The sequence below is a fragment of the Rhizobium indicum genome (genome assembly GCF_005862305.2).
Lineage (GTDB): Bacteria > Pseudomonadota > Alphaproteobacteria > Rhizobiales > Rhizobiaceae > Rhizobium > Rhizobium indicum.
Genome location: NZ_CP054021.1, coordinates 4,773,771 through 4,800,357, shown reverse-complemented (window position 1 = coordinate 4,800,357; position 26,587 = coordinate 4,773,771). Strand labels below are relative to the sequence as shown.

Below are 26,587 nucleotides of genomic sequence, written 5' to 3'. Positions count from 1 at the left end.
TAAAAAAGGCCGGTTTCCCGGCCTTTGATCTCTACGTTTTCTCACGCTGCCCGTGTGTATCGGGCCACTGGCGGCGGCTCCCCGCGTAGGCGGAAATTCGAAAGTAGCGTCTTCAACTGGGTGCTCTCGTCGGCGAGCGTGCGGCTTGCCGCCGTCGTCGCCTCGACCATCGCGGCATTCTGCTGCGTCATCTGGTCCATGTGATTGACGGAGCCGTTGATCTCGTTCAGCCCCGTCGACTGCTCGCGCGCCGCCGTCGCGATTGATGCGACGTGATCGTTGACCTGGTTGACCAGCGCCTCGATCTCCAGCAGTGCCTCACCCGTCGAGCGCACCAGCGCCACCCCACCCTCGACCTCCGTTGCCGACCGGCTGATCAGTTCCTTGATCTCCTTGGCCGCATTGGCGGAACGCTGGGCGAGTTCGCGCACTTCCTGGGCGACGACGGCAAAGCCGCGGCCCGCCTCGCCCGCCCGCGCAGCCTCGACGCCGGCATTCAGCGCCAGAAGGTTCGTCTGGAAGGCGATTTCGTCGATGACCGAGATGATCTGACCGATGCGGTTGGACGAATCCTCGATCCGGCCCATCGCGGTGACCGCATTGCGGACGATCTCGCCGGATTTTCCGGCGCTCGCCTTGGTCTCCGCTACCATCTCGCGCGCCTCGTTCGCCCGCTCGGATGCCGTCTTGACCGTCGCGGTGATCTCGTCGAGCGCTGCCGCCGTCTCTTCGAGTGCGGCCGCCTGCTGTTCCGTGCGCTTTGACAGGTTGCCGGTCGCTTCGCTGATATCGGAAGCACTTTCGTTGACGACATGGCTCGATTCGGCGATCGCATGGATGACGCCGTTCAGCGCATCGACGGCGGCGTTGAAATCGCCCCTGAGCTTGGCGTAATCCTCGCCGATATCGCCGATCGCAACCGTCAAGTCACCGCTCGCCAACTTTTCCAGGCCGATGCCGAGCGCCTGCATCGCTTGGGTTTGCCGTTCGGAGGCCGAGCGCAGGCTCGCCTCGTTGCCGCGGCGCTCTTCTTCGGTCTGGCGCTGCCTTTCGTCTTCCCGCCCGCGCAGAGCGCTGCGCTCGTCGACGGAATCGCGCAGCACCAGCAGCACCTTGGCCATCTGGCCGATCTCGTCGCGACGGTCGCTGCCGGCAATCTCCACCGATGCTTCTTCGGCCGCAATCGCGTTCATCGCCGCTTTCAGACGGGCGATCGGCACTGTCACGCTGCGCACGATGGCATAGGCGATGGCAATCGTGGCGGCGCCGCCAAACAGGCAGAGCAGTGCGGCCCACATCGCGTTCTGGCGATAGAGCGCGGCAAGGTCATCCGCATAGACGCCGGTACCGACGATCCAGCCCCAGGGCTCGAAACCGGCGACATAGGAATATTTCAGCACTGGCTGGTCGGCGCCCGGCTTCGGCCAAAGATAATCGACGAAGCCCTTGCCGTCCTTCTTCACCTTGTTGACGAACTCAACGAATAGGAACTTGCCCGTCGGATCCTTCATCTGGGAGATATCGGTGCCGTTCAGCTGCGGCTTGATCGGGTGCATCACCATGGTGGGGTGCATGTCGTTGATCCAGAAATAGCCGTCGGCGCCGTAGCGCATCGCGCCGATCACGTCCTTGGCGGCCGCCTGCGCCTGTTCGCGGGTCATCGTACCCGCCTGTTCCATTTTGTAATATTTGTCGAAGATGCCGAGCGCCGTCGCATCCATTTGCGCCAGCCCCGCCTTCCGCTCCGCTTCCAGCTCGGAATAGGAATAATTCAGAAAGAAGACCATCGTCGCCGCGAGCACGGCAAGTGTGAATCCGACGAGGCAGTAAAGACGGGTGGAAATCTTGACGTTGCGCATGAGGTTCCCGGCGATTCTTGTATTTGAGATCAATCGCATTCTGAAGTGCCGGAATTACTGGAGCGTAAAGCTTAATTAGAAAACGATTAAATAACGTAAGGTCAGGTGACGGCTGTAAAATTCAACCATTTGAAATCGAATGAAATTTCAATCGGCAACGGCTACAATATTTTTCCCGTCAGCGGCCTGTAGTGCCCGACCTTGCCGTCTTTTACAGCCCAAGGTCTTTGCACTAGGGTGCTTCGCAGTGAATCGCCGGCCCGACGCCGCACCAGATGGAGAAGACTTGATGACCGATGCCGCCAAGCCGAGAGGCGAACTGACGCTGAGGACGCTTGCCATGCCCGGTGACGCCAATCCGGCCGGCGATATCTTCGGCGGCTGGGTCATGGCGCAGATGGACCTTGCCTCCGGCATCCGCGCTGCAGAGCGCGCCAAGGGCCGCGTCGTCACCGCCGCCGTCAAGGAGATGGCCTTCGAGCTGCCGGTCAAGATCGGCGACACGTTGTCCGTCTATACGGATATCGACCGTGTCGGCCGCACCTCGATCACGCTGTGCGTCGAAGCCTGGGCGCACCGCGCGCGTTACGCCAAGATGGAAAAGGTCACGGCGGGCACCTTCATCATGGTGGCGCTCGACGAAGAAGGCAAACCGAAGCAAGTCCCCGAGGAGTGACATCCTAAGGATCGAAAGCATGGAAACGGTCAGCTCGCCGGAGGTCTTCCTTCACATCAAGGTGGTGATGGGCATGGTCATCAGCCTTTCGCTCGCCAGGGTGCTGACCGGCCTTGCCGGCATCGTCCAGCATCCTGGTAAGGCCAAGGTCTATGCCATCCATCTCGGCTGGGCGTTGTCGATGTTCCTGTTCATCATCCATATCTGGTGGTGGGAATATCGCCTGCAGGCCGTGCCGGCCATCGGCTTCGGCATCTATCTCTTCCTCATCTGCTTCTGCAGTCTGTTCTTCCTGCTCTGCGCCCTGCTCTTTCCGGCCTCACTCGACGAATATGGCGGCTACGAGGAATATTTCATCTCGCGGCGCAAATGGTTCTTCGGCATCCTCGGCCTCACCTACGCCGTCGATATTCTCGACACGGCAATCAAGGGCCATGAACGCATCCTCTCGCTCGGCTGGGAATACCCAGCCCGCAACATCGTCTACATCATTCTCTGCGCCATCGCTGCCTGGACTCCCAACCGCCGCTTCCACACGGCCTTCATCATTGCCAACCTGATCTACCAGATCAGCTTCATCTTCCGGCTCTATGATGTGTTGGGGTGAGAAGCGGTCCCGCAAAGCGGGAGCAATCGATCCGGTGAATCGATTGCAGCTTCGAACGCCCTGAGCCCAAGCGAAGGGCCGGGCGGCCGCAAACTCCATTCCCCACAAAAGCCGCCGCACACATCAGTCGCCGGCATCCGTCACCCTGCGCACTCCACCCGCCCATCGAAGCCAGACGGCCGCATAATGCGCAGCGCACCCGCACCCAGCCAGGATCGCGATATGATGCAGGAAGAAGCCCACGGTCGATTCCTGAAAATCCCAGAAATCCATCGACGGCCGGGCAACGAGCCTGTCTGCGATTCCCATGACGACAGTGCTGTGGATGCCGCACACGGCGATTGCAGCCGCGGTGGCACGAAAAGACGCTGTCCGGATCGCGTTTGGCGGCCCGACGCGCAAAAGCCTGCCCACGACGGCCATGATCATCGACCAGTGAAGGCCGAGATGGATGGCCGCGAGAATAAATGCCCAATATGCCGCAAGGATGTGGATTTCGCGTGCCGTCGGACCGCCGCTTAAAGGAAGGAAAGCAAACACCGTGCGTGACATCAGCACGCTCGTCACCAGCAACGCGGCCATGGTCGCGGCGATCGAGATATTCGACGCGATCGTCACGAAGCTGCGCCTGCCAGGCGCCGCCTTCGGGAGCCTGGCCCACCATCGCCTGTTGAAGACGTTGTGGGATAGGAGAAGGATGAACATGCTCGTGCCGATCAGCTCGTGCGACATGTTGTCGAGCCACCAATAGGCGAGCGCGACAAGAAGCAGCCCGGCTGCAGTGAAATCAAGCACGAGCCGTATCAGAAAGAACGGACTCATGACGCCGCGCCTCCGTCATGCGTTGGATCCAGCCTAGTCAACGACGGCTCCGTCGAATTCCTTGAGTTTCTCAAGGGTGTAGAGGAAGCCTTCGTCGGCTCTGGACGAATGACAGGACTGACACCGCGCCGTGTTCTCGGCCATGTTGATCGTGCCATCCGGCTTGAACCATTGGAACTGCCAATCGCCGGTGCGGCGGTCCTCATCATAGTCCGCTCCCCAGCCGCGGCCCTTTTCCATGACGAAATAGCGAAAGACTGCGCCTTCGCGGTAATCCACCAGGACGAAGTGCGTGCCGTCGGGAATGGGCTGCCCGGTCTTCACCGCCTGGATGGCTTCGTTTGTCGTCATGATATGCTCAGTCACGTTCCCCCGTCTGACGGTCGTATAATGAACGAGGCCTGCCAATTCGGGCAGCGTCGTCCGGTTCGGCTCCGCGTCGACTTGCCAACCGACAAGAACGACGGCGCTGGCCAAGGCGAGAAGGATGGGAACACGTTTGAAGAGATCACGCATGGATATGTTTCCCTTAGTCTGCAGATCGTATGGGCTCTGAGCAGGATACAAACGGGATCGCCGCCTGCACGACCGGCCTTTGGGCCAGCCGAGCAGCGCCGCACCGCGTCCGAGGCGGATCAGTCGAGCTTCTTCTCGCGCAGGAACGTCGAGACCAGGTCGGCGATCTCTACGTTGTTCAGGTCGGAGAACGGGAAGTGGGTGTTGCCGTGGATGCCGATCTCGGGAAGGTGCACGACAGTGACATCACCGCCATGCTTGTTCACCGTATCGCGCCACAGGCGGGCCATTGCCAGGCGAACCCGCCAGCTGTCCTGCGCCGGCATCGTCGTCGGCTGGTCGGGGATGTTGTCGCCGTAATAGATGACGATCGGGATCTTCGTCAGCTTGATAAAGTCGTCCATCGGCACCGGCACGCCCTTCAGCGTGTCGAAGGCGCTCGGCATATCGGCGGGGACCTCGCCTGCCGGGAACACGAAGCTGCTGCCGGGTTCGAAGGCGACGATGGCTTTGACCTTGTAGCTCTTGATGGCCGTTAGCCAGCCCGGTCCGCCGCCCTGCGAATGGGTGAAAAGAATGCCGGGACCGATTTTCTCGAACAGCTTTGCCACCGCATTCGACACGACCTCCATATCGAACGGCCCGGTATTTGGCGTCATCGCGCGGAAGTACTGGTTCAGCGCTTCCGGATCACGGGAGAATTGTACGCCGTCGAAATAGTTCGGCCAGGTGCCGACGCGGAACTGGTTGAACCAGAGCTGCTCGTCCGCTGTCGGCTTAACTGTTGTCTCGGCCATGCTCCGTCCGGCGCCGCCCCGGCGCGGCTGGTCGACGAGATAGGTGGAGAAGCCTCGACGCAGGAAGATGTTCTGGAAACCTTCGCGGCCGTCCGGCGTCGTCTCCCAGGTCTTGGAGAATTGTCCGGCACCATGCCACATCACGATCGGGTACTGACGCGGGTTTGCCGGCACCTGATAGAAGGCAAAGGCATGATCGCCGTGATAGGTCTGGCCTGCGGGATCGAGAGGTTTCAGCGGATCGAAGGTTCCAGGCGCTGCCGTGCTGGTTCCCCCGACGGCAAAACTGCCTTGCTCCTGGATGACCAACGGCTCAGGCTTTACCGCATCGGCAGCCGTCGCCAATGTCCCGGCAAGCTGTGCAGAGGCAAGCAGCACTGCCGCCAAGGTGTTGGACAATCCATATCGCATGTCGGCTTCTCGCTTCGTTTCAGATGGCGAGAAAGTAGCGGCATCGGATGGAAAGGATTAGCCGGCCTGGACAGCTAGGGTCTATTAGGCTGACTAATTAATCACTGGCTGTTGATAAGCCGTGATGGAATAAAATCGGCACTACTTTCCTCTATAGCGGAGCGCATCGACGAACAGGGTGAAGGCGGGAGACGCATGCCGCCTGTTCGGATAGTAGAGATGATATCCTGGGAAGGGTTGGCACCAGTCCTCCAGAACGCGGATCAGCCGCCCGTCTTCAATGTAAGGCTGAACCTGATCCTCGGGCATGTAGGCCAGCCCCAGCCCGTCCAGCACGGCGCCTTGCCTCATGGCAATGTTGTTGAACACCGTCTGGCCCTCGACACGGACGCGCAGTTCGCGGCCGTCCTTCTCGAACTCCCAGGGATATATCGTCCCGTGCGTCGGCAACCGCATGTTGATGCAGTTGTGCGCCGTCAGATCCTGCGGGATATCAGGGCGCGGATGGCGATCGAAATAGGCGGGCGCTCCGACGACCGCCATGCATATCTCGGGGCCGATCCGGATCGCGATCATGTCCTTTGCCAAATGCTCGCCGAGCCGGATGCCGGCGTCGTAACGCTCGGCGACGATGTCGGTCAGGCCGTAGTCGACGATCACCTCGACATTGATATCGGGATGATCAGGAAGAAACCGAGCCAATGCCGGGGCGAGAACGGAAATCGCCGGATGCTCGCCCGCCGTGATGCGAATGGTGCCGGCCGGCCGCTCGCGCATTTCGCTCAAGGCGGCGATCTCGAACTGGATTTCTTCAAATCTGGGTCCGACCCGTTCCAGCAGGCGTTCTCCCGCCTGGGTCGGCGACACGCTTCTGGTCGTGCGGGTCAAAAGGCGAAGCCCGAGCTTCTCTTCGAGACCGCGCACCGTCTGGCTCAACGCCGATTGCGACACGCCGAGCTTGGCGGCCGCCCTGGTAAAGCTTCGTTCTCTGGCAACGGTCAAAAAGGCCACGAGTTCGTTGAAGTTGTTGTCCTGGGGCATTCATTAGTCCGTCTTATAGGTGCATGCGCATTACAGCATCTAATCGAAAGCTGACACGAGGACTAAGTTCACGTCAACTGGACCGCGAGCCCGGCTGCTCCCGCACCGCGGAATGGATTTTTCCGAGCCCAAGCAAAACTACGAACGGATATGACAATGAAAACACGCAATATCGGCGGCCTCGAAGTCTCGGCACTTGGTCTCGGCTGCATGAGCATGAGCGCTGCATACGGCCCGCCCGCCGACGAAGGCGACATGATCGGATTGATGCGCACCGCTCATCAGCAGGGCGTCACCTTGTTCGATACGGCCGAAGCCTATGGCCCCTTCGCTAATGAAGAGCTTGTCGGCAAGGCGCTCGCTCCGATCCGCGACCAGGTGGTCATCGCCACCAAATTCGGTTTCGATATCGATCAGCAAACCGGTGAACGCCGCGGCGGCACCAACAGTCGCCCCGAACATGTCAAGGCGGTTGCCGATGCCTGCCTGCGCCGGCTGAAGACGGACCGCATCGACCTGTTCTACCAGCACCGCGTCGATCCCGACGTGCCGATCGAAGATGTGGCCGGCGCCGTCAAGGACCTGATCGCAGCCGGCAAGGTCAAACATTTCGGCCTTTCCGAAGCCGGCGTTCAGACGATCCGCCGCGCCCATGCCATCCAGAAGGTCACTGCCGTCCAGAGTGAATATTCGCTCTTCTGGCGCGGCCCCGAGGCGGAACTGCTGCCCGCCCTTGAGCAACTCGGCATCGGCTTCGTGCCCTTCAGCCCACTCGGCGCAGGCTTTTTGACCGGCAAGATCGACGAGAACACCAAGTTCGATCCAAGCGATTTCCGCAACAGCGTGCCGCGCTTTTCACCTGAAGCGCGCAAGGCCAATTTTGCGCTCGTCGAGCTCATCAAGCGGATCGGCGACCGCAAGGGCGCAACACCCGCGCAGATCGCCCTCTCCTGGCTGCTGTCCCAAAAACCATGGATCGTCCCGATCCCCGGAACAACGAAGCAGCATCGGTTGGAAGAGAATCTCGGAGCGGTAGACGTCGACCTGCTCGCTGAGGACCTCGCCGAAATCGACGCCGCCCTGTCGGAGATCGAGGTCCAAGGCGAGCGACTTCCCGAGGCAGCGCTCAAGATGACCGGCCGATAGGGCCTGTCGCCGATGCCGCCCGGCCCTTCGCTTGGGCTCAGGGCGTTCGGCCCTGCGATCGATTCACTGGATCGATCGCTCCCGCTTTGCGGGACCGGGCCTCACCCACGCAGAAACTGCGACCCCTTGTCGAAACCCAGCCCCGGGAAGATCTTCCCCGTCAAATCATCGGCAGACACATCGAATTGCCGGTAGAGCATCGCGGCCGCAAGCTCGCGCACGTCGGCGGTTGGCATCAGGTCGCGGTCGTCGAGCAACTGGCCATCGCCGATGCCCGGCCAGCGGCCGAGGATGCGGCCACCGTTGATGGCTCCGCCGGCAAGAAGCGCGCAGCCGCCGGTGCCGTGGTCAGTGCCGGCTGAGCCGTTCTGGCGCACGGTGCGGCCAAACTCGGTCATGGCAAGCACCACCGTCGTTGCCCAGATCTCGGGCCCGAGCGTGGTCTTCAGCGTGTTGATCGCCTGCGAAAGGTCCTGCACCGGTCGTTTGAACTGGCCGGCCTGGCCGATATGCGTGTCCCAGCCTGATATCGAGAAGCTGGCGATGCGGTAGTCGCCCTTCAGCATGTTGGCCGCAAGCGCCGCCACATCGGCGATCTTTGCACCGCGCTGGCCCTCCGGCTCGACCATCATCGAAGCGCTATTGGCCCGCGTCGCCTCGGCAAGCGCCTCGGCGAACGGCGGATCGCCGGCATAGAGCCGCGCCAGGAACTGCATCTCGTCGCGAGCCGGCGCCAGATTGGAATCCGAAGCCCAGACATCGACATTGTTCGGTCCGGAGAGGATCAGCTCCGTCGAGGTGTTGATGTCGATTGCCTTGCGCGCATCCGAGCGCGGAATGACGGCGAGCGCCCGGTTCAACCAGCCGGTCTTTTCCTCGGCGACATGTTCGCCGCCGGATTCCAGCATGTCCTGTCCATCGAAATGACTGCGCTGGTCGCGATAGGGCGTCGACACCGCATGCACGAAGCTGAGCTCCCGCCTCTTCCAGAGCGGCATCAGCTCGGCGGCCGCTGGATTGAGGCCGAAATGCCCGTCGAGATCGAGAAGTCCGGTCTCGGGCGTCAGCGCCAGTGTCGGCCTGAGTGCCGCAAATCCGGCATCGCCATAGGGCTGCACCAGATCCAACCCGTCCATCGCGCCGCGCAGCACGATGGTGACGAAACGGTTGTCGCCCGGCATAGCCGCGAAGGTCACCGGCGTGAAGACGGGGGCGGCGGCAAGACAGCAGGCAGAGGTCAGAAAGCCGCGGCGGGACAGCGAAATCCGGTTCATGGGCAGCGTCATGGGCGGGGCCTCCTAAGCAGGTTCCGGAAAAGTGTCCAACGGTTTTCCGGCCAGAACCTGCGACAAGACAAAGGAGCTAAGCAGACGAAGCGTTGGCTTGCCAACGAAAGTCTGCTTAGCGGCGATTGAATTCGGGCGATGCCAATACCAGCGTCAACCCGCTGATCTTGTTCGGCGCCTGCGACACGACGCGGATCGTCTCGTCGCGGGCGGCATCGGCAAGTGTCGACTTCAAGAATTCGCGCGGATCCTCGTCCCGGCCGAACTGCGCTGCGGCCCGCCTTGCCCAGGCCAACCGCTCGGCGAGCTGGCTACCAGTGATCCAGGCGGAGAAGCCTTCCTCGAAACCAGCCGGGCTCGGCGGCAGCCAGGTCGGCTGGCCCATGCGCCTGAGTGCCCCCTGCCCCAGCGCCCGCGCCGCCTGGAAGGCTTTGAGGCGCTTCTCCCTCGCCTCGCCGGCGGGATCCGTCGGCACCGGCGATCCCGCCATGCCAGGCGTGTTCGCCGCCATGTCGCCCTCATCAGTACCTTGCTGGTTGGCCGTCAAGAAACTGCCGACGACGCCGTTGACCGGCCCCGCATTCAGCGCCCTCAGGCCGGCGACGATATAGTCGAAAGGCTGGCGCGCCTTGGCGCCCCCGTCGCGCCAGGCGGCGGGATGATCGAGCATCGCGGTGTAGACGGCAGTCAGATCGCCATCCGTCTTCTTCCAGGCTTCGGCCATGTCGGACACCAAGCCCTCATTGGGCTGGTCGGCGATGAAATGCGCCGCGAGCTTGCGGCTGATATGCGCCGCCGTCTTCGGATGGAGCGCGAGATCATCGAGCATGTCGAGATAATCGTCGCGCGAACGCCTGCGCCCGCCATAGCTGACGCCGAGTACCTCATGTACGCCGGGCTCCGAAATGTTCGGCCGGAAGGCGATGTCCATCTCCTTGCGATCGATGGTGAGCCCCGTCAGCACCATGGCTGCCGCCGTGACATCCGCCTGGCTGTAACCGCTGCCGGCGCCGAGCGTGTGCAGCTCCAGCAGTTCGCGGCCGAGATTTTCGTTCAGCCCTTTGTTGCGCTTGATGCCGCCGGCCGAATCCGGCCCCAGCGAATCCGCCTGGTCGAGATAGATCAGCATGGCCGGATGGGCGGTGGCATTGCGCAAGAGATCGCCGAACCTGCCTGATATGAACGGCCGGATCGCCTCGGCCTCGTAGAGCGGCACGATGAGGCGCATCGGCAGGCTCTTATTGGCGCTGGTGGAGAAGTGATCGGTCCAGAAGGTCGAAAGCCTCTCGTAGAAGCCATACGGCGACAGCACTGCCTGCATCAGCCGGAGGTTCGCATCGTGCTGGAACTGCTGCTGCGCTTGCCGCTGCACCCCTTTGCGCATCTCGCGCTGCGTCGTATCGTCGGTCACCGTCTTGGCGTCCTGCCGGATCTGCCGCAGTTGCGCCTGTAGGCTGAGAATCGCCTGGTGGCGCATGTCGGGGCCGCCGAGGGGAAAGTCCGGCGTTGCCGCCGCCCCCATGCGCAGCTGGCCGATGAGATCATCCTTGCTGCTCGGCGGCGCTTCGCCCGGCCGGAAACCATAGCCGAACCGGATCGCCGCCATCGTCGGGAAAGCCAGGCTCATGGCAGATCACCTCCTGATCACTTGATGGTGACAGGCTGCCAGCCGATTGCGACGCCAATCTGTAGGAAATGTGGCGATATCTAGACATGGACGATTTGTAATCTATTGAAAAGGCTAAAGTTTATGTACGAAAGATGAAGGATGCTCCGATTGCGATCAGGGCGAAGCCGATCGCATGGTTCCAGGTCAGGTTCTCGCCGAGCCAGAAGATCGAAAAGCCGGCAAAGACGATCAGCGTGATCACCTCCTGCATCGTCTTCAGCTGCGCCGTCGTATAAACCGCCGAACCGATACGGTTGGCCGGCACCGCCAGGCAGTATTCGAAAAAGGCGATGCCCCAGCTGACAATGATGGCGAGGAAGATGGCGCTGCTCTTGTGCTTGAGATGCCCATACCAGGCAAAGGTCATGAAAATGTTGGAGGCAAACAGCATGACGACGGGCCAGACGGCGGCGGGAGAAAATGGCATGGAGTCACTCGGGGCTGTGGGAGGAACGGTGGATCCGGCGAGATGCCGGCGGGCCTTACCTAGCACGCCGCCATTCGACGGCAAGTCCTGCAAGGCTCGGACCAATCGTCTCACGTCACCAATGCCGGCCAGCGGCAGCTTGCACAGCGCTTGCCTTCCGGCATCACGCTGTTGCGGCCGGCGTTTTACGATGGCATCTGGGATTGCAACGTGCTCAAGAGCTGAAAGGCCGGCAGCTGTCGCCGCCGGCCTTCATAACCGCAGGCAGCGCTAGATTCGCATCGCGCCATGCGGCTCCTCGGTCTCCTCCGTGCCGAAGCGGACATCCTTCTTCTCATAGCCGAAGCCGGCAAGGGCCGCGACGATGAGCGCCACGACTGCCGCGACGATCAAGAGTGCATAGGCATAGTCGCCGTCCCAACGAGCGGCCAACCCCGCCTGCAGCGTCGCATTGCCTGACGCCAGCAGGTTGCCGAGCTGATAGGCAAAGCCGGGGAATGTGCCGCGCACCTCGTCGGGGGACAGCTCGTTCAGATGCACCGGCACGATGCCCCAGGCGCCCTGGACGAAGAACTGCATCAGGAAGGCGCCGATAGCGAGCAGCACCGGCCCGGGCGCATAGGCCCAAAGCGGCGCGACGGGCACGGCGATCAACGCGGCGATAACGATTGCCTTTTTGCGCCCGATCCGCTGCGACAGCGCCCCGAAGAACAGCCCGCCGCAGATCGCTCCGATATTGTAGACGATGGCGATCGCGCCGACCGTATAGCTCGAATAGTTGCGCTGCGTCTCGAGGAAGGTCGGGTAGATATCCTGCGTGCCATGGCTGAAGAAGTTGAACGCCGTCATCAAAAGCACCGCCCAGATGAACAGCGGAATGTTTTCGCGCAAGACTGTCAGGAACGGCCGGCGCCCCTCGGCCTGCCGCTTCAGGAAGGCCGGGCTTTCCTCGACGTTGCGGCGGATATAGAGCACCAGCAGCGCCGGCACCGCGCCGACAAAGAACATGCCGCGCCAGCCGATGACAGGAAAAAGCAGAAAGAACACAATCGAGGCGATCAGATAGCCGGAGGGATAGCCGGCCTGCAGGATGCCCGAGACGATGCCGCGGCTCTGCTCCGGCACCGTCTCCATGACCAGCGAGGCGCCGACGCCCCATTCCCCACCCATGGCGATGCCGTAGAGCGCCCTGAGCACAAGGAACATGGTGAGTCCGGTGGAGAAGCCGGTCAGAAATTCGAACAGCGAATAGAGCAGCACGTCGGCCATCAATGTGATGCGCCGCCCGTAACGGTCGGCCGCCAGCCCGAAGACCAGTGCGCCGAGCGCCCGCATGGCAAGCGTCAGGAAGATCGCCGCCGAAACGGCGGGAACGTCGGTATGGAATTCCTCGGCGATATATTTGAGAACGAAGACGAGAATGAAGAAATCGAAAGCGTCGAGCGTCCAGCCGAGATAGCTGGCGATGACGGTGTTGCGCTGCTGCGGCGTCAGCCGGCGCAGGCTTTCCAAAGCGGACATCTGATATTCCTCCGTCCGAAAGCGGCGGCGAGGCGGGCAATTCCGGATGCCGTCGGAAGGGGTGCCCGAAACGGGCGGGTGATGCTGTTGCGGCAGCGTTTGCAGTCGGAGACAGCGGGCAATAACGTCAGCAATGCTGCCCGTGTTCCATCACGATTGCCGTGATCGGGTGGCGTCCCACGCGGCTCCTTGTCGCAGGCATACGACCGTCCAGCGCCCTGCCCTTGGGCGCGGCACCCTCCAACATCCCTTATCCTGAGGCGCGGAGCCCGTAGGGCGAAGCCTCGAAGGACACGCTGCAACGCAGCTCCTTGCGTCCATTTGACGTCGAAGCACCCGCCTCGTCCTTCGAGGCCCCTACGGGGCGCCTCAGGATGAGGCTCTCTTGGATGTTGCCGCCATACGCACCACAGGCAGCCACAGCGAAAACGCTATGCCTAGCTCTTGCCCGGAACCCTGCCCCGGCACGCCCACGCCACCGACGCGAACGACCGTGGCCCATCCGGCTCGCCCGCCTCGTATGCAGCTCTGACGGCTGTATCGACCGCTTTTCGCTTCGCCGGGTCCAGCCCCGCGACATATTTGCCGAGCGGTCCCTCACCGGCGGCGATCGGGTCCCAGTAGTCCGCGAAGGAGAGGTATTCCATCCGGATGAGCAGCGAGGTTTCCTCGACATCGGCAAGACCCTGCGCGATGAAACTTTCCTTCATTTCCCCCGGCCGCATCATCGGCTGGAAACAATATTTGCGGCGCAGGGGCAGCGCGCCCTCATCAAGCATCGCCACCGTATCCCACATCATCCGCATGCCGGACATGCCGCCATAATGGTCCCAGACGGCGGCCGCGACCACGCCGCCCGGGCGCACGACACGGGCCATCTCGGATACCGCCTTTCCCGCCTCCGGCACGAAATGCAGCACGAGCAGCGACATCGCCCTGTCGAAGCGGTCATCCTCGAAGGGAAGCGCGCAGGCATCGGCCTGCCGGATCGATACGCGCGGATCGGTGTTGCGCCGCGTTGCCGCCTCGACGAAGACCGGCGAATAGTCGACGGCGACGATCTCCTGCAGGCCCGGCGTTTCCGCCAGCGTGAACGCCAGACTGCCGGTGCCGCAGCCGACATCGAGCACGCGATCCCCATCAGCGAGACCGGCGAAATCGATGAGCATCGGCGCGAGCTTCCTGCTCCAGCGCCCCATCAGCCGTTCATAACCATCCGCACTTCCGACATTGAAACTCGACGGCATTGAAGTCTCCCCCTCAAGGACGCTGGTCTGCCGTCGAACAATAGGGTTACGCGGCAGCCGTCGCAAGCGGACAGCCATTATCAACCCGGCTTCGCGTCCGACCAGTAGCGCTTCGGCGCGCGCCCGAAGACACGCTTGAACGCGTTTCCGAAGGCGCTTTCGGAGGAGTATCCGAGTGCGGCGGCAAGGCCGGCGACCGAGACATCCTCCCGGCGCAGGGCTTCGCGGGCGCGATGCATGCGCCAGCGTGTGACATAGTCGAGCGGCGCGACGCCGACCAGTTCCTTGAAGCGCTGCGCAAAGGCCGAGCGCGACATGCCGATCCGGGTCGCCAGTTCGTTGACCGTCCAGCGATGGCCCGGCCTGTTGTGGATCAGGCTGATCGCCGCGCCGATCTGCGGATTTGTGAGCGCGCCGATCCATCCCGTTTCGGCGGCGCCCTTCCGGCCGACATAGGCCCGCAGCGCCTGCACGAGCAGGATATCGCCCATGCGCCGCGTCATCAGCGTCGAGCCCATCTGCCCGGCCCCAAGTTCGTCGTCGAGGGTCGCGAGCGTGGCGCTGAGGATCGCCGCCGCGCGGTCGCTGGCAGGGATATGAATGAACGGCGGCAGCGCATCGAGCAGCAACCGGGCATTGCCGCCCTCGATGACGAAGCTGCCGCCGATCAACGCGGTCTCGTCGCCACCGTGGCGAGCGATGTTGGAATGCTCCCAGTCGAAGAAGGCGATCCCGTCCTCCGGCTCGCGGTCGAGATCGTTGGCGATCACATAGGCGGGCGCATTGGCCAGCAGGAAGGTGTCGCCCGCAACAAGCGCAAACGGCGGCTCGTCAGGCAGAACGATCGAGCAGGCGCCACGGAGAACGGCGACGAACTTGAGCGCGGGCTTGGCCGGAAAACGAAACGCCCATTGCCCGCCGACCTCGAAACGTGTGCAGCGCGCGCTCTCGATATCGAGCAGTGAAAACACATCGGACAAGGGATCGATCATGGGGCCTGGACGATCTCGACGAAATCACGGAGCTCACAGCATAGATTCTCCAGTCCGCGTCTGCAATCCTCAGCCGCACAAAGGAGAACGAACATGTCTGCTATCAAGGATAAGGTTGTTGCCATCACCGGCGCAAGCAGCGGCATCGGCGAAGCCACTGCACTGATCCTGGCGGAGCGCGGCGCATGGCTCGTGCTCGGCGCCCGCCGCGCCGATCGGCTGCAAGCGCTGGCGCAACGCATCACCGACAAGGGCGGCGAAGCCGTCTGCCTCGCAATGGACGTCAAGAAGCGCGAGGATCTCACCGCCCTCGTCGCGCTTGCCTGCGACACCTATGGCAGGATCGACGTGATGATCAACAATGCCGGCATCGGGCCGATCTCGCCTCTCGACGAGTTGCGAGTCGAGGATTGGGAGGAGATGATCGACATCAACATCAAGGGTCCGCTCTATGGCATTGCCGCTGCTCTGCCGGTGTTCCGCCGCCAGGGCTTCGGCCACTTCGTCAACACGCTCTCGACAGCCGGCCTCATCATCAAGCCGACCATGGCCGTCTATGCCGGCACGAAAAATGCCATGCGTACCATCGCCGAAGGCCTGCGGCTGGAGGCCGGTCAACATCTGCGCGTCACCAACATTTCCCCGGGATTCATCAGAACTAATTTCGCCGACTCCATGACAAACCAAGGGATCAAGGCCGATATGGCAAAACGCATGGACGAGATGGCAATTTCACCCGATGCCATTGCCCGCGCCATCGCCTTCGCCATCGAGCAACCCGCCGATGTGGATATCAGCGACATCGTGGTGCGGCCGACCGCGCAGGCGTGACGATGGCGGGCGGCAGCTGTTGAAAAAGTCGGACGCATCTCCAGTGCGTTCCGCGGGCGGCCATCGGCCACCCGCATCTCGATTTGCCCCCACAGACGTCAGAGCCGAGCCTCCAGCACCATGTTGAATGGAGTCTCAGTTGCGCGCCGCACCTTCGAGAAGCCGCCCGCCTTGAGCACCTCGGTCAGCTTCGCCTGGCCGGCCTGCGCGCCGAGGGCGGCCCCCACCTCCTGGCCGAGCGAGGCCGGGACGCAGGTGTTCGCCGAGGCGGCATAGAAGACGCGGCCAACGGGATTGAGGTTGTCGGCCAGGCTGTCGCCCGCCATCGGCTCGACCAGCATCAGCGTGCCCTCCGGCTTCAGAGCCTTGGCGATATGTCTGACGGCACCGACCGGGTCGCCCATGTCGTGCAGCGCATCGAAAATGGTGACGAGGTCGAAGCCCGCCCCCTCGAAATCCTGCGCCCGCGCCGTCTCGAACCGGACATTGCTCATTCCCTTTGCGTGCCCGCTCGCATGCTCGATCGACGCGGCATGGAAATCGATGCCGGTGAATTCCGACTTCGGGAAGGCCTTGGCCATCAGCAGGGTCGACGAGCCGAAGCCGCAGCCGATATCGGCAACCCACGCGCCGCGCTCGAGCTTCTCGACGACACTTTCCAGCGACGGAAGCCAGCTCTCGACGAGATTGGCCTTGTAGCCCGGCCGGAAGAACCGGTCGGTGCCGCAGAACATGCAGTTGCACCGGTCCGTCCACGACACGCCGCCGCCATGGCGGAAGGCATGGGTGAGTTTGGCGCGATCGGCATAGATGGCGTCGAGGGCGACAAAGCCGCCGATCATGTTGACCGGGCTGTCCTCGACTGCAAAGACCGCCGCCTGTTCAGGCGAAAGCGTGAACCTGCCGGTCGCCGCGTCATAGTCGACAAATCCCGACGCGGCCTGGGCGGCGAGCCATTCCCTGACGTAGCGCTCTTTTGTGTCGGTCGCTTCGGCGAGCTCGATCGATGAGATCGCTCCCCTCTCCGCCATCTTGCGATAAAGACCCAGCTCCTCGCCGATGATGACGAGGGCGGAGTTCTGCGCTGCCCCGAGCTCAGTCACCATGACGCCGAGCAGCGTCTGCAATTTCTCGATATTCAGTTCCATTGATGCGATACCCTCTCCATCAGGCAGCGGCATGCCGCCCGTTTCGAAGCGTCTTTTACGTGTTGCCAATGGTTCGCAGCAGAGGCAGGATGGCCGCTATGAAGCCGATAGAGCCACATTCCCAGAACGCCGGGCGCCCGTTGCGGGTCAGCATCGTCGCATTTCCGGAATGCGACCCCTCGATCATGTACGGCATCTTCGACACGCTGTGGATCGCCGGCGCCAACTGGAAGAGCAGCTCGAACGAGCCGACGAGCGAGGTGATGTTCGCGCCGCGCCTGGTCGCCGCAGAGCCTGGCCCGCTGAGGCTGATAACAGGCGTGACGATCATGCCGCAGGAAACGATCGATGACATCGAAGAGACTGACTATGTCCTCGTTCCGAACGTGCTTGTCGACACGCCAGAAACCATCAGGGCGCTCGACCGCAGGCTCTTGAACTGGATTGTCGAGATGCACCGGCGCGGCGCCCGCCTGCTGGCCGCCTGCGGCGGCTCAATCGTGCTTGCCGAGGCGGGGCTGCTGGAAGGGCAGTCGGCAACGACGCACTGGATGTATGCGCCGCTGTTTCGCAGTCAGTTTCCGAATGTGGAGCTTAAGGAAGAGCGCATCCTGGTCCAGGCCGGCGCTGGTCATTCGATCGTCTGCGCCGGCGGCGCATCATCCTGGCAGGACCTGACGCTCTTTCTCATCGCCCGGCATGCCGGAACGGCCGAAGCCATCCGCATATCGAAGATCTTCCTCTATCAATGGCATCGCGATGGCCAGCTGCCCTACGCCTCGATGATCGCTAATGCCGATCACGGCGACGCCGCGGTGAAGAAATGCCAGGAATATGCCCCCCTGCACTACCAGTCGGCGGATATTGTCGCCGAGCTACTCAGGCTTTCCGGGCTGCCGAAGCGGTCCTTTGACCGCCGCTTCAGGAAGGCGACGGGTTATTCGCCGCTCGAATATGTCCAGTGGCTCCGCGTCGAGGAAGCCAAGCAGATGCTCGAGATGGAGGATGGGCCGATCGAGGAGATTGCGCTCGAAGTCGGCTATTCCGACCTCGCCTCCTTTCGCCGCCTGTTCCGCAAGCTGGCAGGCCTGACGCCCGGCGAATACCGCCGCCGCTTCCGGCTGCCCGCCAATGTCGAGGCGGCGCTACAGGCAGTGGCGCCGGCAGCGCGGGCCTGAGCACAATGTCTCGCTCGACGAGATCGGGAAGCGGACTCGACCAGCCCGCCTCCATCAGGATGTCACCACTCGATGACGTCGCTGCGACTAACCGGCCGTCTTGTCGAGCACACTCCAGTTGAAGCCCTTCGCCCAGTCGGCATAGCTGTGCCAGCCGACCTCAGGGAAATCCCGGCGCAAGGCGGCGATATCGGCGTCGTAGCCGGTGCGGTCGAACCATTCGAACATCAGCGCCGTATCCTCGCTCTGCTGCCGTATCGCCGCGATCGGCAATTCCCGGTAAGTGATTGGGCGGCCGAGCGCCTCGGTGAGGATCTTCGCCTGCTGCTCGCCCGACAATTCGTCGCCGGCAATATCGAAACGCTTGCCGAACACCTGCTCACGCCGCTCGGCCAGTGCCGCGACGAAAGCGCCGATGTCATCGATGGTGATCTGCTGCAGCACGCGAGCGGGCGGCAGGGCGGCGGCATAGACGCCCTGGCGAAGCCCGTCGATCGCCCAGGGCGCCACGGTGTTCTCCATGAAGGCGACGGGTGCGCTGATCGTGTAAGGGATGCCGAGGCCTGCAATGTGCTTCTCGACGAGATACTTGCTGTCGAAATGCGGAATGCCGGTCTTCTTGTCGGCATCGGCGACGGAGGAATAGATCAGGTGGCCGATGCCGGCGGCCTTTGCCGCATCGGCGGCGGCAATGCCCTGACGGGTTTCCGCGTCCGTTCCGGCCTCGTAGCTGTTGCCCATCAGGAACATCGCGTCGACGCCCTCTGCCGCCGCCGCCACCGATGCCGCGTCGTCAAGATCGCCGGCGGCGACCTGGACTCCTGCCGCGGTCAGCCGCTTTGCGCCGTCGCTCTCGGGCCGGCGGGTGATCGCCTTGACGCGGTGTCCCCGCGTCATCAACGCGCGTACAACCGCGCCGCCTTGCTGGCCCGTGGCGCCTGTGACCAGTACGCTTCGTGTGTTGCTCATCTGCCTGCTCCTTGTTGTGACTGATGAAGCAAAGTTAGGGCCTGTCGCATTGAACCATAATGGCATATAATTGGAAAACATCGTGCCATCCTAGGATACAATGCTCGATCTCAACGATATCATGATCTTCGCCCGAGTCGTCGAAGCGGGCAGCTTTACCGCCGCCGCGCGCTTGCTCGGCATGCCGAAGACGACGGTAAGCCGCCGTATCGCCGAGCTGGAACGCGAACTTGGCGTGCGGCTGCTGCAGCGCACGACCCGCAGCCTCAACCTGACGGCTTCAGGACGTCTCTATTACGAAGAAATCAGCCAAGCGCTGCGCACCATCGAAGGCGCCAACCAGCGGCTTGCCGAAGCGCGTGCGGAGCCTGCCGGCACGATCCGCATATCGGCGCCGGTCGGCTTCGGCGGTCACTTCCTCCAGGATGCGATCTTCGAATTTCTTTCGACCTACCCGAAAACGAGCGTCGAGCTGCGCCTGACCGACGACAGGCTGAACCTCGTCGAAAACGGTATAGACCTCGCCTTCCGCACCGGCATCCTCGAAGATTCTACCTTGGTCGCCCGCAAACTCGGCTCGATGCACCGCCTTCTCTGCGCAAGCCCGGATTATCTCTCCCGCTGCGGCCCGCCCGCTGCGCCTGAAGATCTCGTCCGCCACGACTGCGTCATCGCCGGCCAGGCCGCCCATGCGCAATGGCTGCTTGAAGGCCCGCACGGCCAGGAAACGGTCGCGGTTTCGGGCCGCTTCGCCGCCAACGAGATGCAGGCGGTGATGGCCGCCGCGATCGCCGGCCATGGCATTGCGCAATTGCCGCACCGATTCGCCGAAGCCTGCATCAAGGACGGGCGGCTGCGCCGCGTTCTCGACGGCTATACGACCCCGGCCGGCGGCTTGCATGTCGTCTATCCCAGCAGCCGGCACCTGCCGCCTTTGGTCAAGGCATTCATCGAACTGGCCGTCAGACGGCTGAACGCCACGGGAACCGGCGGGGGCGATGATTTCGCGATTGTCTCGCGGTAGGATGAAATCCGCCCGGCCTTGGTCACACTTCCTTCAGCACTACCTTGCTGTCGAGGCTTCCGATCAAGGTTGCGCTCGCCTGGTTGAGGCCCGCGACCTCCACGGCAATGCCGTGCGCTCCGAACCGATGCACGACCTTGTCAAGCGCGGCAACGGCGGTGATGTCCCAGAAATGCGCTTCGGACACGTCGATCAGCACCGACTTGCCGACCGCGTCCTGAACGTCGAAGGCTTCGACGAAGACGTCGGCGGAGGCAAAGAACACCTGGCCGGCCACGCGATAGGTCAGCCGCCCGGCGGCTTGGTCGGGCGCCACGTCGACGCGCAGCAGGCGGGCAACCTTGAAGGTGAAGAACACGCCGCTGAGCAGCACGCCGACCGTCACCCCGAGCGCCAGGTTGGCCGTGAAGACGGTGACGAGGACGGTCGCCACCATGACGGCGCTCGACATCCTGGGATGAATGATGACAGCTCGAAGCGACGACCAGTCGAACGTGTCGATCGATACCATGACCATGATCGCCACCAGTGCGGCGACCGGAACCTCGGAGACCCACGGCTTCAGCAGCACCATCAGGATCAGCAGGAACGCGCCGGCAAACAGCGTCGAGAGCCGGCCGCGCCCGCCATATTTCACGTTGCTCACCGTCTGGCCGATCATACCGCAGCCGGCGATGCCGCCGAAAAGGCTGGCGGCGGCGTTGGCGAGGCCGAGACCGGTGCATTCGCGGTTCTTCGAACTCGGCGTATCGGTGAGATCGTCGACGACGCTCGCCGTCATCATCGATTCCAGCAGCCCGACCATGGCAATGGCAAGCGCGGGGGCTGCAATGATCCGAAGCGTTTCCAGCGTCAGCGGCACTGCCGGCCAGCCGAACACCGGTAGCGAATCCGGCAGCTTGCCGAGATCGGCGACAGTGAGAACCGGAAGCCCGAGCGCTATCGAGGCGACGGTCAGGATCAGGATGCAGATCAGCGGCGACGGGATCGCGGTGGTGACCCGCGGCGTGAGATAGATGATGACGAGCCCGGCGATCAGCACGGCATATTCCATCCAGCCGACGCCAATGATGTGTGGCATCTGCGCGGCAAAGATCAGGATGGCCAGTGCATTGACAAAGCCGGTGCGGACGGATTTCGACACGAAACGCATCAACACACCAAGCCGCAGCAGGCCGAAAGTGATCTGCATCAACCCCGCCAGCAGCCCGGCAGCAAAGAGATAGGGCAAACCGTGGGCGTGCACCAGCGGTGCCGCGACGAGTGCCACCGACCCGGCGGCGGCCGAGATCATCGCCGGACGTCCGCCGGTAAATGCAATGACGATACCGATCACGAAAGAGGCGAACAGCCCGACCTCTGGGTCCACTCCTGCCACGAAGGAGAAGGCGATCACCTCGGGGATCAGCGCGAAGGTCGCCACCGCTCCGGCAAGCATTTCGCGCATGGGATTGGCGGACCAATCACGGCGGATGGAGGAAAGCAGCATAGGATGGATTCTCGCAAAGCATGGCCGGCCCTACTCTGTCGAGCGGTCGCGTAATGGCATGCAGGTTTTGCGTTGTCTGGCGGATCGGCGGCCAGAAGAGCCACCCGGGGTCTCACCGGGTCCGTGGTGAATGCCTGCGGTATAGACGAGATCTTTACTGCAGCGCAACATTCAATTGCGAAGGACGAAAGCGAAAACGCACGAGCCGAACGCCTCTCGCCGGACGGCACTCTGCTCACCCCTTCGCTTGGGCGCTGAGGAACCGGAAGTCCTCACTGCCAGAGGAAGTCCGGCCCGGTGCTCTGCGAGGTAAGCTTCAGCGTCCCGTCCGGCTGGACGACATAGGTCTCGAACACACGGTAACCGAAATCGCCAAGAAAGGTATTCTTGACCACCGTTCCCGGACGATAGGGCGAACGGAGAACCTTTCCTCCATAGGTGAGGCTGCCGGGAAGAGGCTGCGGATCCCCTGCGCTGGCGCAGGCCGAGAGAGCGAAGAGAACGGCAATGAGCGGGTGTTTCATCCGGACTTCTCCTCGGGCAGGCGCAGCGGCCTGGGCGACGTCGATTTCCTTATAACACGTAGCGCTGCTGCTGTTCAGAACGCAGCTTTGCTGCTGTCGAAGTCTTTGCGTCGGGCCTCCGCCCGCGAGAGCGCACTGGCGATCCTCTCATCGGTAAAGGGCTTGGAGATCACCTCGAGCGCCCCTTCGATACCGTGACCGACATTCTCGGGACTGCCGGTTACGAAGATGACGTCAACCCCATGGCGGTCGATCAGCCGACGCGCCAGCTGGGCGCCACTCAGCCCATCGGAGAGACTGAGATCGACGAGCGCGACTTCGCTTCTTTGAGCGTAGGCGAGAGCCTGCTCAACCGTCGAAACCGGCCCGATGGTCTGGTGTCCGGCCTCTTGCGCAATGCGTTCGAGCTCCAGAGCGATAAAATTCTCATCTTCGACGATCATGACCTTCATGGATAAGCCTCCTCCTAGACGGGATGTCAGTCGCACTGCCGGTAGCGGGTAAAACGCAACCGTCCCCGGAATGTTTCCACCTTGAGAAGAATATGTTGGCAACCGGCAAAGTATTAATTTGACTTCGGGATGTCAGGTGCTCCCTGGCCCTTCGGCCATGCGGATAGCCACTTTGCATACTCTTCGACGGACAAGGCCATCGTCCCCAAAGCGAAGGACCGCCTTTCGAAATCACCCGCGTGGAATGGTTGAGGTTCAAGGGCCATCGTGACCAGACATTACTCCGCCCGCGCAAACAACTCCCGGTCCCGGGCGCGGATGGGGTCGGTCCAGTCGCGCTCGAACCAGGGCGTGCCGCCAGGCTGAGGCGGGCGTTTGAGCTCCAGCGGACGGGCCGGGCCGTCGCTTGCTTCGGAGGCGACGCGGAAGATGTAGTGGTCGTACATCCTGAGCGCCTCGATCATGTAGCTGGTCGCAACCGTCCGGTCGCGCACGACGACGAGGTTCTCGCCGTTCTCGTCATCGGCGGGGTTCGAGAAATTATAGGAGCCGAGATAGACGCGCGCCGTCGGCTTGTCGAAATCGAGCACGACGAATTTATGGTGCATGCGCGTGCCGCGCTGGTTGCCGTCGACGCCGGCAAGGCCCGAGGGTTCCGTCAGGAAGGGCGGCGGTACGTTGCCCGTCAACGCCGCCGCCCGCACCACCCTCCGGCGATTGTCCGGCGTCAGCACGTTGAGGCCGAGATTGCCGGCGCGCACCTCGGCATCGGCGATGCCCATGACATGCACCTCGGGGCGTTCGAGCGCGCGGCCGAGCGCCGGACCGATCGCTCCCCTGGTCATCTGGCCGAGGAAAGCGAGCGAGAACAGCACGCTGGACTGGGCGGTATCGATATCGGCGCCGATCTCGTCCAGCCGGCCATTGGCATCGCTGTGCGGCGAGAAAGCGACCTTGGCGTCGACGCCGTCGAGGCCGAGGTCGATCCAGCCGGCGGAACTTGGCGAGTCGCGGAAGTCTTCGGCGCGTTTGGCGGTGAAATAACTCTCGAAGGCGGTGAAATAATCGTCGATCGCCTTTTCGCTGTGGAGGGCAAGGCTGTTATTCGATTGCACATAGAGCCCGCGCCAGCTGAGATTGGTCGAGCCGTAAAGCACGGTCGAAATGCCGCCGCCGCTGACCGCGATCGATTTCTGATGCTGCAGGTTGGCCATATGCTGGCGCTTGACGTTGGCTGCACCCGCCGAGGCGATCAGCCGCTCCGCTGCCCTCGTCTCCGGCGAATTCGGGCGGCCGTGGCCCTTCGTGCGGTCGCTGTCGTCGATGATGATCTTGAGCTTCGGCCCCAGCGCCTCCAGCCGGGTGACCACCTCGGGCAGGTTGAGATCATAGGCGATGACGCGCACCTCGGCGCCCGCGTTGCGCGCTTTGTCAAGCAGCGCAAGCGTTTCGGCCCGCGCCTCGAAACCCATCCAGGCAAGCGCCCGCTCGGCATCGGCGTGCGTCGGCACGAAGTCCAGCCCCTCATCACCAACAGGCGGCACCAGCGTGATGATCGTCGGCGCGTCGGGGGCAAAATTGCGCACGAAGGCCTGCGACGAGACGAAGCCGCGGGTGAAGGCGACGTTGAGCTTGCCGGGAATGGTCTCGCGCATCAGCGCCAGTTCCGCCTCGTGCGCCTCGCCCGATGTCAGCGCGCCCGCGGCATCCATGAACTTGGGCGTGACGCGATAGAGAAACTTGCCGGGCAGATCGGCGTTGAAAGGAAAATGCACCCAGCGGAACTTCTGGATCGGCGCCTCGGTGGTACGGATGCCGTCGTCTGGAACCGGTTGGCCCGGAAAGCCGATGCGGTTGCGCACCGTCTTGAAGAAGTCCGTACCCGGCTCACGATACTGGATGGCGAAACCGACGAAATCGATCGGCGGTCGGCCATTCTTCCAATCCATGCCGAGCAGCACCATGCCGTCGCCGCGATGGATGGTCAGCGCAAAAAGCGCTGCCGCATTCCTGCCGGTCACACGAAAATCCGTATCCATGCCCGCCTCCCCTGGAAATCGGGCGAAATCTAGCATGGTTCCGTGACAGTAAGGAGATATGTTGGTGAAATTTTGCGCGCAGAAGGTGCAGGGAGGCGACGGTACCGAGCAAGCGCCAGCGCCGCCACGACCTGCCCAGCTGATGCGTCGTCATGAAAGGAGATTTGCGGTTGAGCAGACTTTCAGACGGACCGCCATACCCTCCTGCCGGGACGGAGGATACGGCCGGACCGACCCTACGGTTTCTCGTTCGCACTCTCGGCCCGAAACGCCGCCTCCCCCGCATCTGACACCTCGACCCATTTCTTGTCGGGCTCGGCGTCCGGCACATAGCTGTCGTGCCAGTTCCACCACTTGTAGGTCGGGGTCTGGGGATAGCCCTCGGGCGAATTCTCCCAAACTTCCTGGCGGCCGAGCGGCGTGATGTCGAGATAGTTCCAGGTACCGCCCATCTGCTCGTCGCCGCGGTTGTTGATGAAATAGGTGCGGAAGATGCGCTCGCCGTCGCGGTAGAACACGTTGGTGCCGTGCCACTCGTCAACGCCGAAGTCCTTGTCGAAGCTGTCGGTGATCGTGACCCACGGCATCGGCCAGCCCATCCGCGCCTTCAGCCGTGCAATGTCGGCCTGCGGCGCACGCGAGGCAAAGACCAGCGTTGTGTCGCGCGCGTTGAGATGCGCGACATGGGCAACCTGATCGGCAACCATCGAGCAGCCTCGGCAGGCATGTTCGGGCCAGCCGAACACGCCGGGCTCGTAGAAGGCGCGGTAGAGGATGAGCTGGTGTCTGTTGTCGAACAGGTCCAGCATGCTGACTTTGCCCTGAGGACCTTCGAACGCATAGGCCTTCTCTACAGCCATCCACGGCATGCGCCGGCGCTCGGCGGCCAGCGCGTCGCGGGCGCGGGTCTCAGCCTTTTCCTTGACGAGCAACTGCTCGCGGGCCGCCTCCCAGGCCTGCGGCGACACGACCGGTGGCTTGTGCATGGCTTGTCCGCTTTTTCCATTCTCGGCTGAAGCAGTCATGGCTTTCCATCTCCTCATTGGGGCGATTTCTGGGGCTTGGAAGCCCGGTTCATCGCGCATTGGTCTGAGATAGTTTCGCATCGGAAATCGAACAGGGGGAGTAACAAGTGTGACCGTATTCCATGAAACCGCCGGTCGCAGCCGTAGCGCGCAAGTGGGGTTGACCGGGAGCGCGTCCATTAGCGCAATCTTGTTTACGAATTGCACACGTGCTAAAACGCAACAAAACGGCGCATACGAACCCTGATCAAACCGAGATCGTGCCCGTGAATATTTTTATCGCGACTGTTGCTACGCTTGTCATTGGCGTCCTGCCGGCATGGGCAGGTCCTTTGCATCAGGCGGCCAAGGACGGCGATATCGCCCGCGTCACACAGTGGCTGGACCAGGGCTCCGATCTGTCGGAGCTCGATGAGGCGGGCGAGCCGGCGCTGATTATCGCGTCATTGGCGGGCCATGCCGATGTCGTCGTTCTTTTGCTGGATCGCGGCGCCGACATCGAAATTCGCAACAAGGGTGGGCTGACGGCGCTGCATGCAGCAGCCTATGGAGGAAATCTGGAGGTGGTGAAACGGCTTGTCGCCGAGGGAGCTGATGTCAACGACAGGAAGAATTTCTATCAAATGTCGCCGCTGCACGGCGCCGCCGAAGAGGGCCGCACCGACGTGGTCGCTTTTCTGCTGACGAAGAGCGCGGATGTCGAAGCGACGGAAAGAAACGGGTACACGCCTCTCACTCAAGCCGGGTGGCGGGCGCATTGGGACACGGCCAAATTACTCATGGAAGCCGGTGCTGTTTGCCAGAAAGCCGAGCTTGTGGGCGAACCGCTCTACAAGGAATGCACCAAACGGCAATAGCATTTCGCTTGAAGTAACAGACCGCGTCCGGGAA

At 62.7% G+C, this 26,587-nt stretch carries 25 protein-coding genes and 1 other annotated feature; of the genes, 7 read left to right on the top strand and 18 right to left on the bottom strand.

All coding sequences use genetic code 11. The annotated features are described in order from the left end of the window. Positions 1–41: 41 nt before the first annotated feature. Positions 42–1,859 (bottom strand): methyl-accepting chemotaxis protein, encoded by a 1,818-nt coding sequence (locus tag FFM53_RS23380; RefSeq protein WP_138387418.1) that lies wholly within the window; start codon positions 1,857–1,859, stop codon positions 42–44. Between the two features lie 289 nt (positions 1,860–2,148). Here FFM53_RS23380 and FFM53_RS23375 point away from each other — a divergent pair, with 289 nt between their 5' ends. Continuing rightward, on the top strand, positions 2,149–2,535 hold the full coding sequence (locus FFM53_RS23375; protein WP_003540707.1) for an acyl-CoA thioesterase: 387 nt from the start codon (positions 2,149–2,151) through the stop codon (positions 2,533–2,535). Between the two features lie 19 nt (positions 2,536–2,554). Continuing rightward, positions 2,555–3,142 (top strand): hypothetical protein, encoded by a 588-nt coding sequence (locus FFM53_RS23370; RefSeq protein ID WP_138329062.1) that lies wholly within the window; start codon positions 2,555–2,557, stop codon positions 3,140–3,142. Between the two features lie 123 nt (positions 3,143–3,265). Here the strand turns inward: FFM53_RS23370 and FFM53_RS23365 are convergent, their stop codons facing one another. The 4 genes from FFM53_RS23365 to FFM53_RS23350 form a co-directional block, all read right to left on the bottom strand. Continuing rightward, positions 3,266–3,964, bottom strand: coding sequence for a DUF4405 domain-containing protein (locus FFM53_RS23365; protein ID WP_138329061.1), 699 nt, complete (start codon positions 3,962–3,964; stop codon positions 3,266–3,268). Positions 3,965–3,997: 33 nt separating this feature from the next. After that, the gene (locus FFM53_RS23360; RefSeq protein WP_138329060.1) at positions 3,998–4,480 is read right to left on the bottom strand and encodes a cytochrome P460 family protein; all 483 of its coding nucleotides are present in this window, start codon (positions 4,478–4,480) and stop codon (positions 3,998–4,000) included. Between the two features lie 119 nt (positions 4,481–4,599). Next, positions 4,600–5,688 carry an alpha/beta hydrolase gene (locus tag FFM53_RS23355; protein WP_138387417.1) on the bottom strand — a complete coding sequence of 363 codons (1,089 nt, stop codon included), beginning with the start codon at positions 5,686–5,688 and terminating at the stop codon, positions 4,600–4,602. Positions 5,689–5,829: 141 nt separating this feature from the next. Then, positions 5,830–6,729, bottom strand: coding sequence for a LysR family transcriptional regulator (locus FFM53_RS23350; RefSeq protein WP_138387416.1), 900 nt, complete (start codon positions 6,727–6,729; stop codon positions 5,830–5,832). A 156-nt stretch (positions 6,730–6,885) separates the two neighbouring features. Between FFM53_RS23350 and FFM53_RS23345 the strand changes: the two genes are divergently transcribed. Continuing rightward, on the top strand, positions 6,886–7,875 hold the full coding sequence (locus tag FFM53_RS23345) for an aldo/keto reductase (RefSeq protein WP_138387415.1): 990 nt from the start codon (positions 6,886–6,888) through the stop codon (positions 7,873–7,875). A 101-nt stretch (positions 7,876–7,976) separates the two neighbouring features. Here the strand turns inward: FFM53_RS23345 and FFM53_RS23340 are convergent, their stop codons facing one another. The 6 genes from FFM53_RS23340 to FFM53_RS23315 all read right to left on the bottom strand — a co-directional run bounded on the left by FFM53_RS23340 (position 7,977) and on the right by FFM53_RS23315 (position 15,017). After that, positions 7,977–9,161 (bottom strand): DUF1501 domain-containing protein, encoded by a 1,185-nt coding sequence (locus FFM53_RS23340; protein ID WP_138387414.1) that lies wholly within the window; start codon positions 9,159–9,161, stop codon positions 7,977–7,979. A gap of 115 nt (positions 9,162–9,276) precedes the next feature. Next, positions 9,277–10,788: a DUF1800 domain-containing protein gene (locus tag FFM53_RS23335; protein WP_138387413.1), complete on the bottom strand. Its 1,512-nt coding sequence runs from the start codon at positions 10,786–10,788 to the stop codon at positions 9,277–9,279. 121 nt (positions 10,789–10,909) lie between these two features. Continuing rightward, positions 10,910–11,257 (bottom strand): DMT family protein, encoded by a 348-nt coding sequence (locus tag FFM53_RS23330; protein WP_138387412.1) that lies wholly within the window; start codon positions 11,255–11,257, stop codon positions 10,910–10,912. Positions 11,258–11,527: 270 nt separating this feature from the next. Next, positions 11,528–12,778: an MFS transporter gene (locus FFM53_RS23325; protein WP_138387411.1), complete on the bottom strand. Its 1,251-nt coding sequence runs from the start codon at positions 12,776–12,778 to the stop codon at positions 11,528–11,530. Positions 12,779–13,215: 437 nt separating this feature from the next. Continuing rightward, complete coding sequence (locus FFM53_RS23320; protein ID WP_138387410.1) at positions 13,216–14,025, bottom strand: class I SAM-dependent methyltransferase; 810 nt, start codon at positions 14,023–14,025, stop codon at positions 13,216–13,218. An 80-nt stretch (positions 14,026–14,105) separates the two neighbouring features. Beyond that, on the bottom strand, positions 14,106–15,017 hold the full coding sequence (locus tag FFM53_RS23315) for an AraC family transcriptional regulator (RefSeq protein WP_138387409.1): 912 nt from the start codon (positions 15,015–15,017) through the stop codon (positions 14,106–14,108). A 93-nt stretch (positions 15,018–15,110) separates the two neighbouring features. Between FFM53_RS23315 and FFM53_RS23310 the strand changes: the two genes are divergently transcribed. Beyond that, positions 15,111–15,848: an SDR family oxidoreductase gene (locus FFM53_RS23310; protein ID WP_138387408.1), complete on the top strand. Its 738-nt coding sequence runs from the start codon at positions 15,111–15,113 to the stop codon at positions 15,846–15,848. Between the two features lie 98 nt (positions 15,849–15,946). Here FFM53_RS23310 and FFM53_RS23305 read toward each other — a convergent pair whose 3' ends face one another. Next, entirely contained in the window at positions 15,947–16,996 is a 1,050-nt protein-coding gene (locus tag FFM53_RS23305) for a class I SAM-dependent methyltransferase (protein WP_138329050.1), read from the bottom strand. A 98-nt stretch (positions 16,997–17,094) separates the two neighbouring features. Here FFM53_RS23305 and FFM53_RS23300 point away from each other — a divergent pair, with 98 nt between their 5' ends. Continuing rightward, on the top strand, positions 17,095–18,174 hold the full coding sequence (locus tag FFM53_RS23300) for a GlxA family transcriptional regulator (protein WP_138387407.1): 1,080 nt from the start codon (positions 17,095–17,097) through the stop codon (positions 18,172–18,174). An 87-nt stretch (positions 18,175–18,261) separates the two neighbouring features. On the opposite strand, the gene FFM53_RS23295 is transcribed toward FFM53_RS23300, so the two are convergent. Next, positions 18,262–19,143 carry an NmrA/HSCARG family protein gene (locus FFM53_RS23295; RefSeq protein ID WP_138387406.1) on the bottom strand — a complete coding sequence of 294 codons (882 nt, stop codon included), beginning with the start codon at positions 19,141–19,143 and terminating at the stop codon, positions 18,262–18,264. Between the two features lie 100 nt (positions 19,144–19,243). Here FFM53_RS23295 and FFM53_RS23290 point away from each other — a divergent pair, with 100 nt between their 5' ends. After that, positions 19,244–20,167, top strand: a complete 924-nt coding sequence (locus FFM53_RS23290; protein ID WP_138329047.1) for a LysR family transcriptional regulator — start codon at positions 19,244–19,246, stop codon at positions 20,165–20,167. Between the two features lie 22 nt (positions 20,168–20,189). Here FFM53_RS23290 and FFM53_RS23285 read toward each other — a convergent pair whose 3' ends face one another. From FFM53_RS23285 to FFM53_RS23265, 5 genes are all read right to left on the bottom strand, one after another. Beyond that, positions 20,190–21,656, bottom strand: coding sequence for a SulP family inorganic anion transporter (locus FFM53_RS23285; protein WP_138387405.1), 1,467 nt, complete (start codon positions 21,654–21,656; stop codon positions 20,190–20,192). Positions 21,657–21,726: 70 nt separating this feature from the next. Next, positions 21,727–21,782, bottom strand: a sequence feature (sul1 is cis-regulatory element that is thought to sense ions involved in sulfur or methionine metabolism; They are found in Alphaproteobacteria). A 146-nt stretch (positions 21,783–21,928) separates the two neighbouring features. Continuing rightward, entirely contained in the window at positions 21,929–22,180 is a 252-nt protein-coding gene (locus FFM53_RS23280) for a hypothetical protein (RefSeq protein WP_138387404.1), read from the bottom strand. Between the two features lie 74 nt (positions 22,181–22,254). Further along, positions 22,255–22,632, bottom strand: coding sequence for a response regulator (locus FFM53_RS23275; protein ID WP_138387403.1), 378 nt, complete (start codon positions 22,630–22,632; stop codon positions 22,255–22,257). A 278-nt stretch (positions 22,633–22,910) separates the two neighbouring features. Beyond that, positions 22,911–24,671: a phospholipase D-like domain-containing protein gene (locus FFM53_RS23270; protein ID WP_138387402.1), complete on the bottom strand. Its 1,761-nt coding sequence runs from the start codon at positions 24,669–24,671 to the stop codon at positions 22,911–22,913. 236 nt (positions 24,672–24,907) lie between these two features. After that, positions 24,908–25,696, bottom strand: a complete 789-nt coding sequence (locus FFM53_RS23265) for a DUF899 domain-containing protein (protein ID WP_138387401.1) — start codon at positions 25,694–25,696, stop codon at positions 24,908–24,910. 209 nt (positions 25,697–25,905) lie between these two features. On the opposite strand from FFM53_RS23265, the gene FFM53_RS23260 reads away from it, so the two are divergent. After that, the gene (locus tag FFM53_RS23260; RefSeq protein WP_138387400.1) at positions 25,906–26,553 is read left to right on the top strand and encodes an ankyrin repeat domain-containing protein; all 648 of its coding nucleotides are present in this window, start codon (positions 25,906–25,908) and stop codon (positions 26,551–26,553) included. The last annotated feature ends 34 nt before the right edge of the window (positions 26,554–26,587 follow it).

Bases quoted from the DNA above. Each gene is read 5' to 3' on its own strand.
- FFM53_RS23380 (WP_138387418.1), bottom strand. From the start codon at position 1,859: ATGCGCAACGTCAAGATTTCCACCCGTCTTTACTGCCTCGTCGGATTC.
- FFM53_RS23375 (WP_003540707.1), top strand. From the start codon at position 2,149: ATGACCGATGCCGCCAAGCCGAGAGGCGAACTGACGCTGAGGACGCTT.
- FFM53_RS23370 (WP_138329062.1), top strand. From the start codon at position 2,555: ATGGAAACGGTCAGCTCGCCGGAGGTCTTCCTTCACATCAAGGTGGTG.
- FFM53_RS23365 (WP_138329061.1), bottom strand. From the start codon at position 3,964: ATGAGTCCGTTCTTTCTGATACGGCTCGTGCTTGATTTCACTGCAGCC.
- FFM53_RS23360 (WP_138329060.1), bottom strand. From the start codon at position 4,480: ATGCGTGATCTCTTCAAACGTGTTCCCATCCTTCTCGCCTTGGCCAGC.
- FFM53_RS23355 (WP_138387417.1), bottom strand. From the start codon at position 5,688: ATGCGATATGGATTGTCCAACACCTTGGCGGCAGTGCTGCTTGCCTCT.
- FFM53_RS23350 (WP_138387416.1), bottom strand. From the start codon at position 6,729: ATGCCCCAGGACAACAACTTCAACGAACTCGTGGCCTTTTTGACCGTT.
- FFM53_RS23345 (WP_138387415.1), top strand. From the start codon at position 6,886: ATGAAAACACGCAATATCGGCGGCCTCGAAGTCTCGGCACTTGGTCTC.
- FFM53_RS23340 (WP_138387414.1), bottom strand. From the start codon at position 9,161: ATGACGCTGCCCATGAACCGGATTTCGCTGTCCCGCCGCGGCTTTCTG.
- FFM53_RS23335 (WP_138387413.1), bottom strand. From the start codon at position 10,788: ATGAGCCTGGCTTTCCCGACGATGGCGGCGATCCGGTTCGGCTATGGT.
- FFM53_RS23330 (WP_138387412.1), bottom strand. From the start codon at position 11,257: ATGCCATTTTCTCCCGCCGCCGTCTGGCCCGTCGTCATGCTGTTTGCC.
- FFM53_RS23325 (WP_138387411.1), bottom strand. From the start codon at position 12,778: ATGTCCGCTTTGGAAAGCCTGCGCCGGCTGACGCCGCAGCAGCGCAAC.
- FFM53_RS23320 (WP_138387410.1), bottom strand. From the start codon at position 14,025: ATGCCGTCGAGTTTCAATGTCGGAAGTGCGGATGGTTATGAACGGCTG.
- FFM53_RS23315 (WP_138387409.1), bottom strand. From the start codon at position 15,017: ATGATCGATCCCTTGTCCGATGTGTTTTCACTGCTCGATATCGAGAGC.
- FFM53_RS23310 (WP_138387408.1), top strand. From the start codon at position 15,111: ATGTCTGCTATCAAGGATAAGGTTGTTGCCATCACCGGCGCAAGCAGC.
- FFM53_RS23305 (WP_138329050.1), bottom strand. From the start codon at position 16,996: ATGGAACTGAATATCGAGAAATTGCAGACGCTGCTCGGCGTCATGGTG.
- FFM53_RS23300 (WP_138387407.1), top strand. From the start codon at position 17,095: ATGAAGCCGATAGAGCCACATTCCCAGAACGCCGGGCGCCCGTTGCGG.
- FFM53_RS23295 (WP_138387406.1), bottom strand. From the start codon at position 19,143: ATGAGCAACACACGAAGCGTACTGGTCACAGGCGCCACGGGCCAGCAA.
- FFM53_RS23290 (WP_138329047.1), top strand. From the start codon at position 19,244: ATGCTCGATCTCAACGATATCATGATCTTCGCCCGAGTCGTCGAAGCG.
- FFM53_RS23285 (WP_138387405.1), bottom strand. From the start codon at position 21,656: ATGCTGCTTTCCTCCATCCGCCGTGATTGGTCCGCCAATCCCATGCGC.
- FFM53_RS23280 (WP_138387404.1), bottom strand. From the start codon at position 22,180: ATGAAACACCCGCTCATTGCCGTTCTCTTCGCTCTCTCGGCCTGCGCC.
- FFM53_RS23275 (WP_138387403.1), bottom strand. From the start codon at position 22,632: ATGAAGGTCATGATCGTCGAAGATGAGAATTTTATCGCTCTGGAGCTC.
- FFM53_RS23270 (WP_138387402.1), bottom strand. From the start codon at position 24,671: ATGGATACGGATTTTCGTGTGACCGGCAGGAATGCGGCAGCGCTTTTT.
- FFM53_RS23265 (WP_138387401.1), bottom strand. From the start codon at position 25,696: ATGACTGCTTCAGCCGAGAATGGAAAAAGCGGACAAGCCATGCACAAG.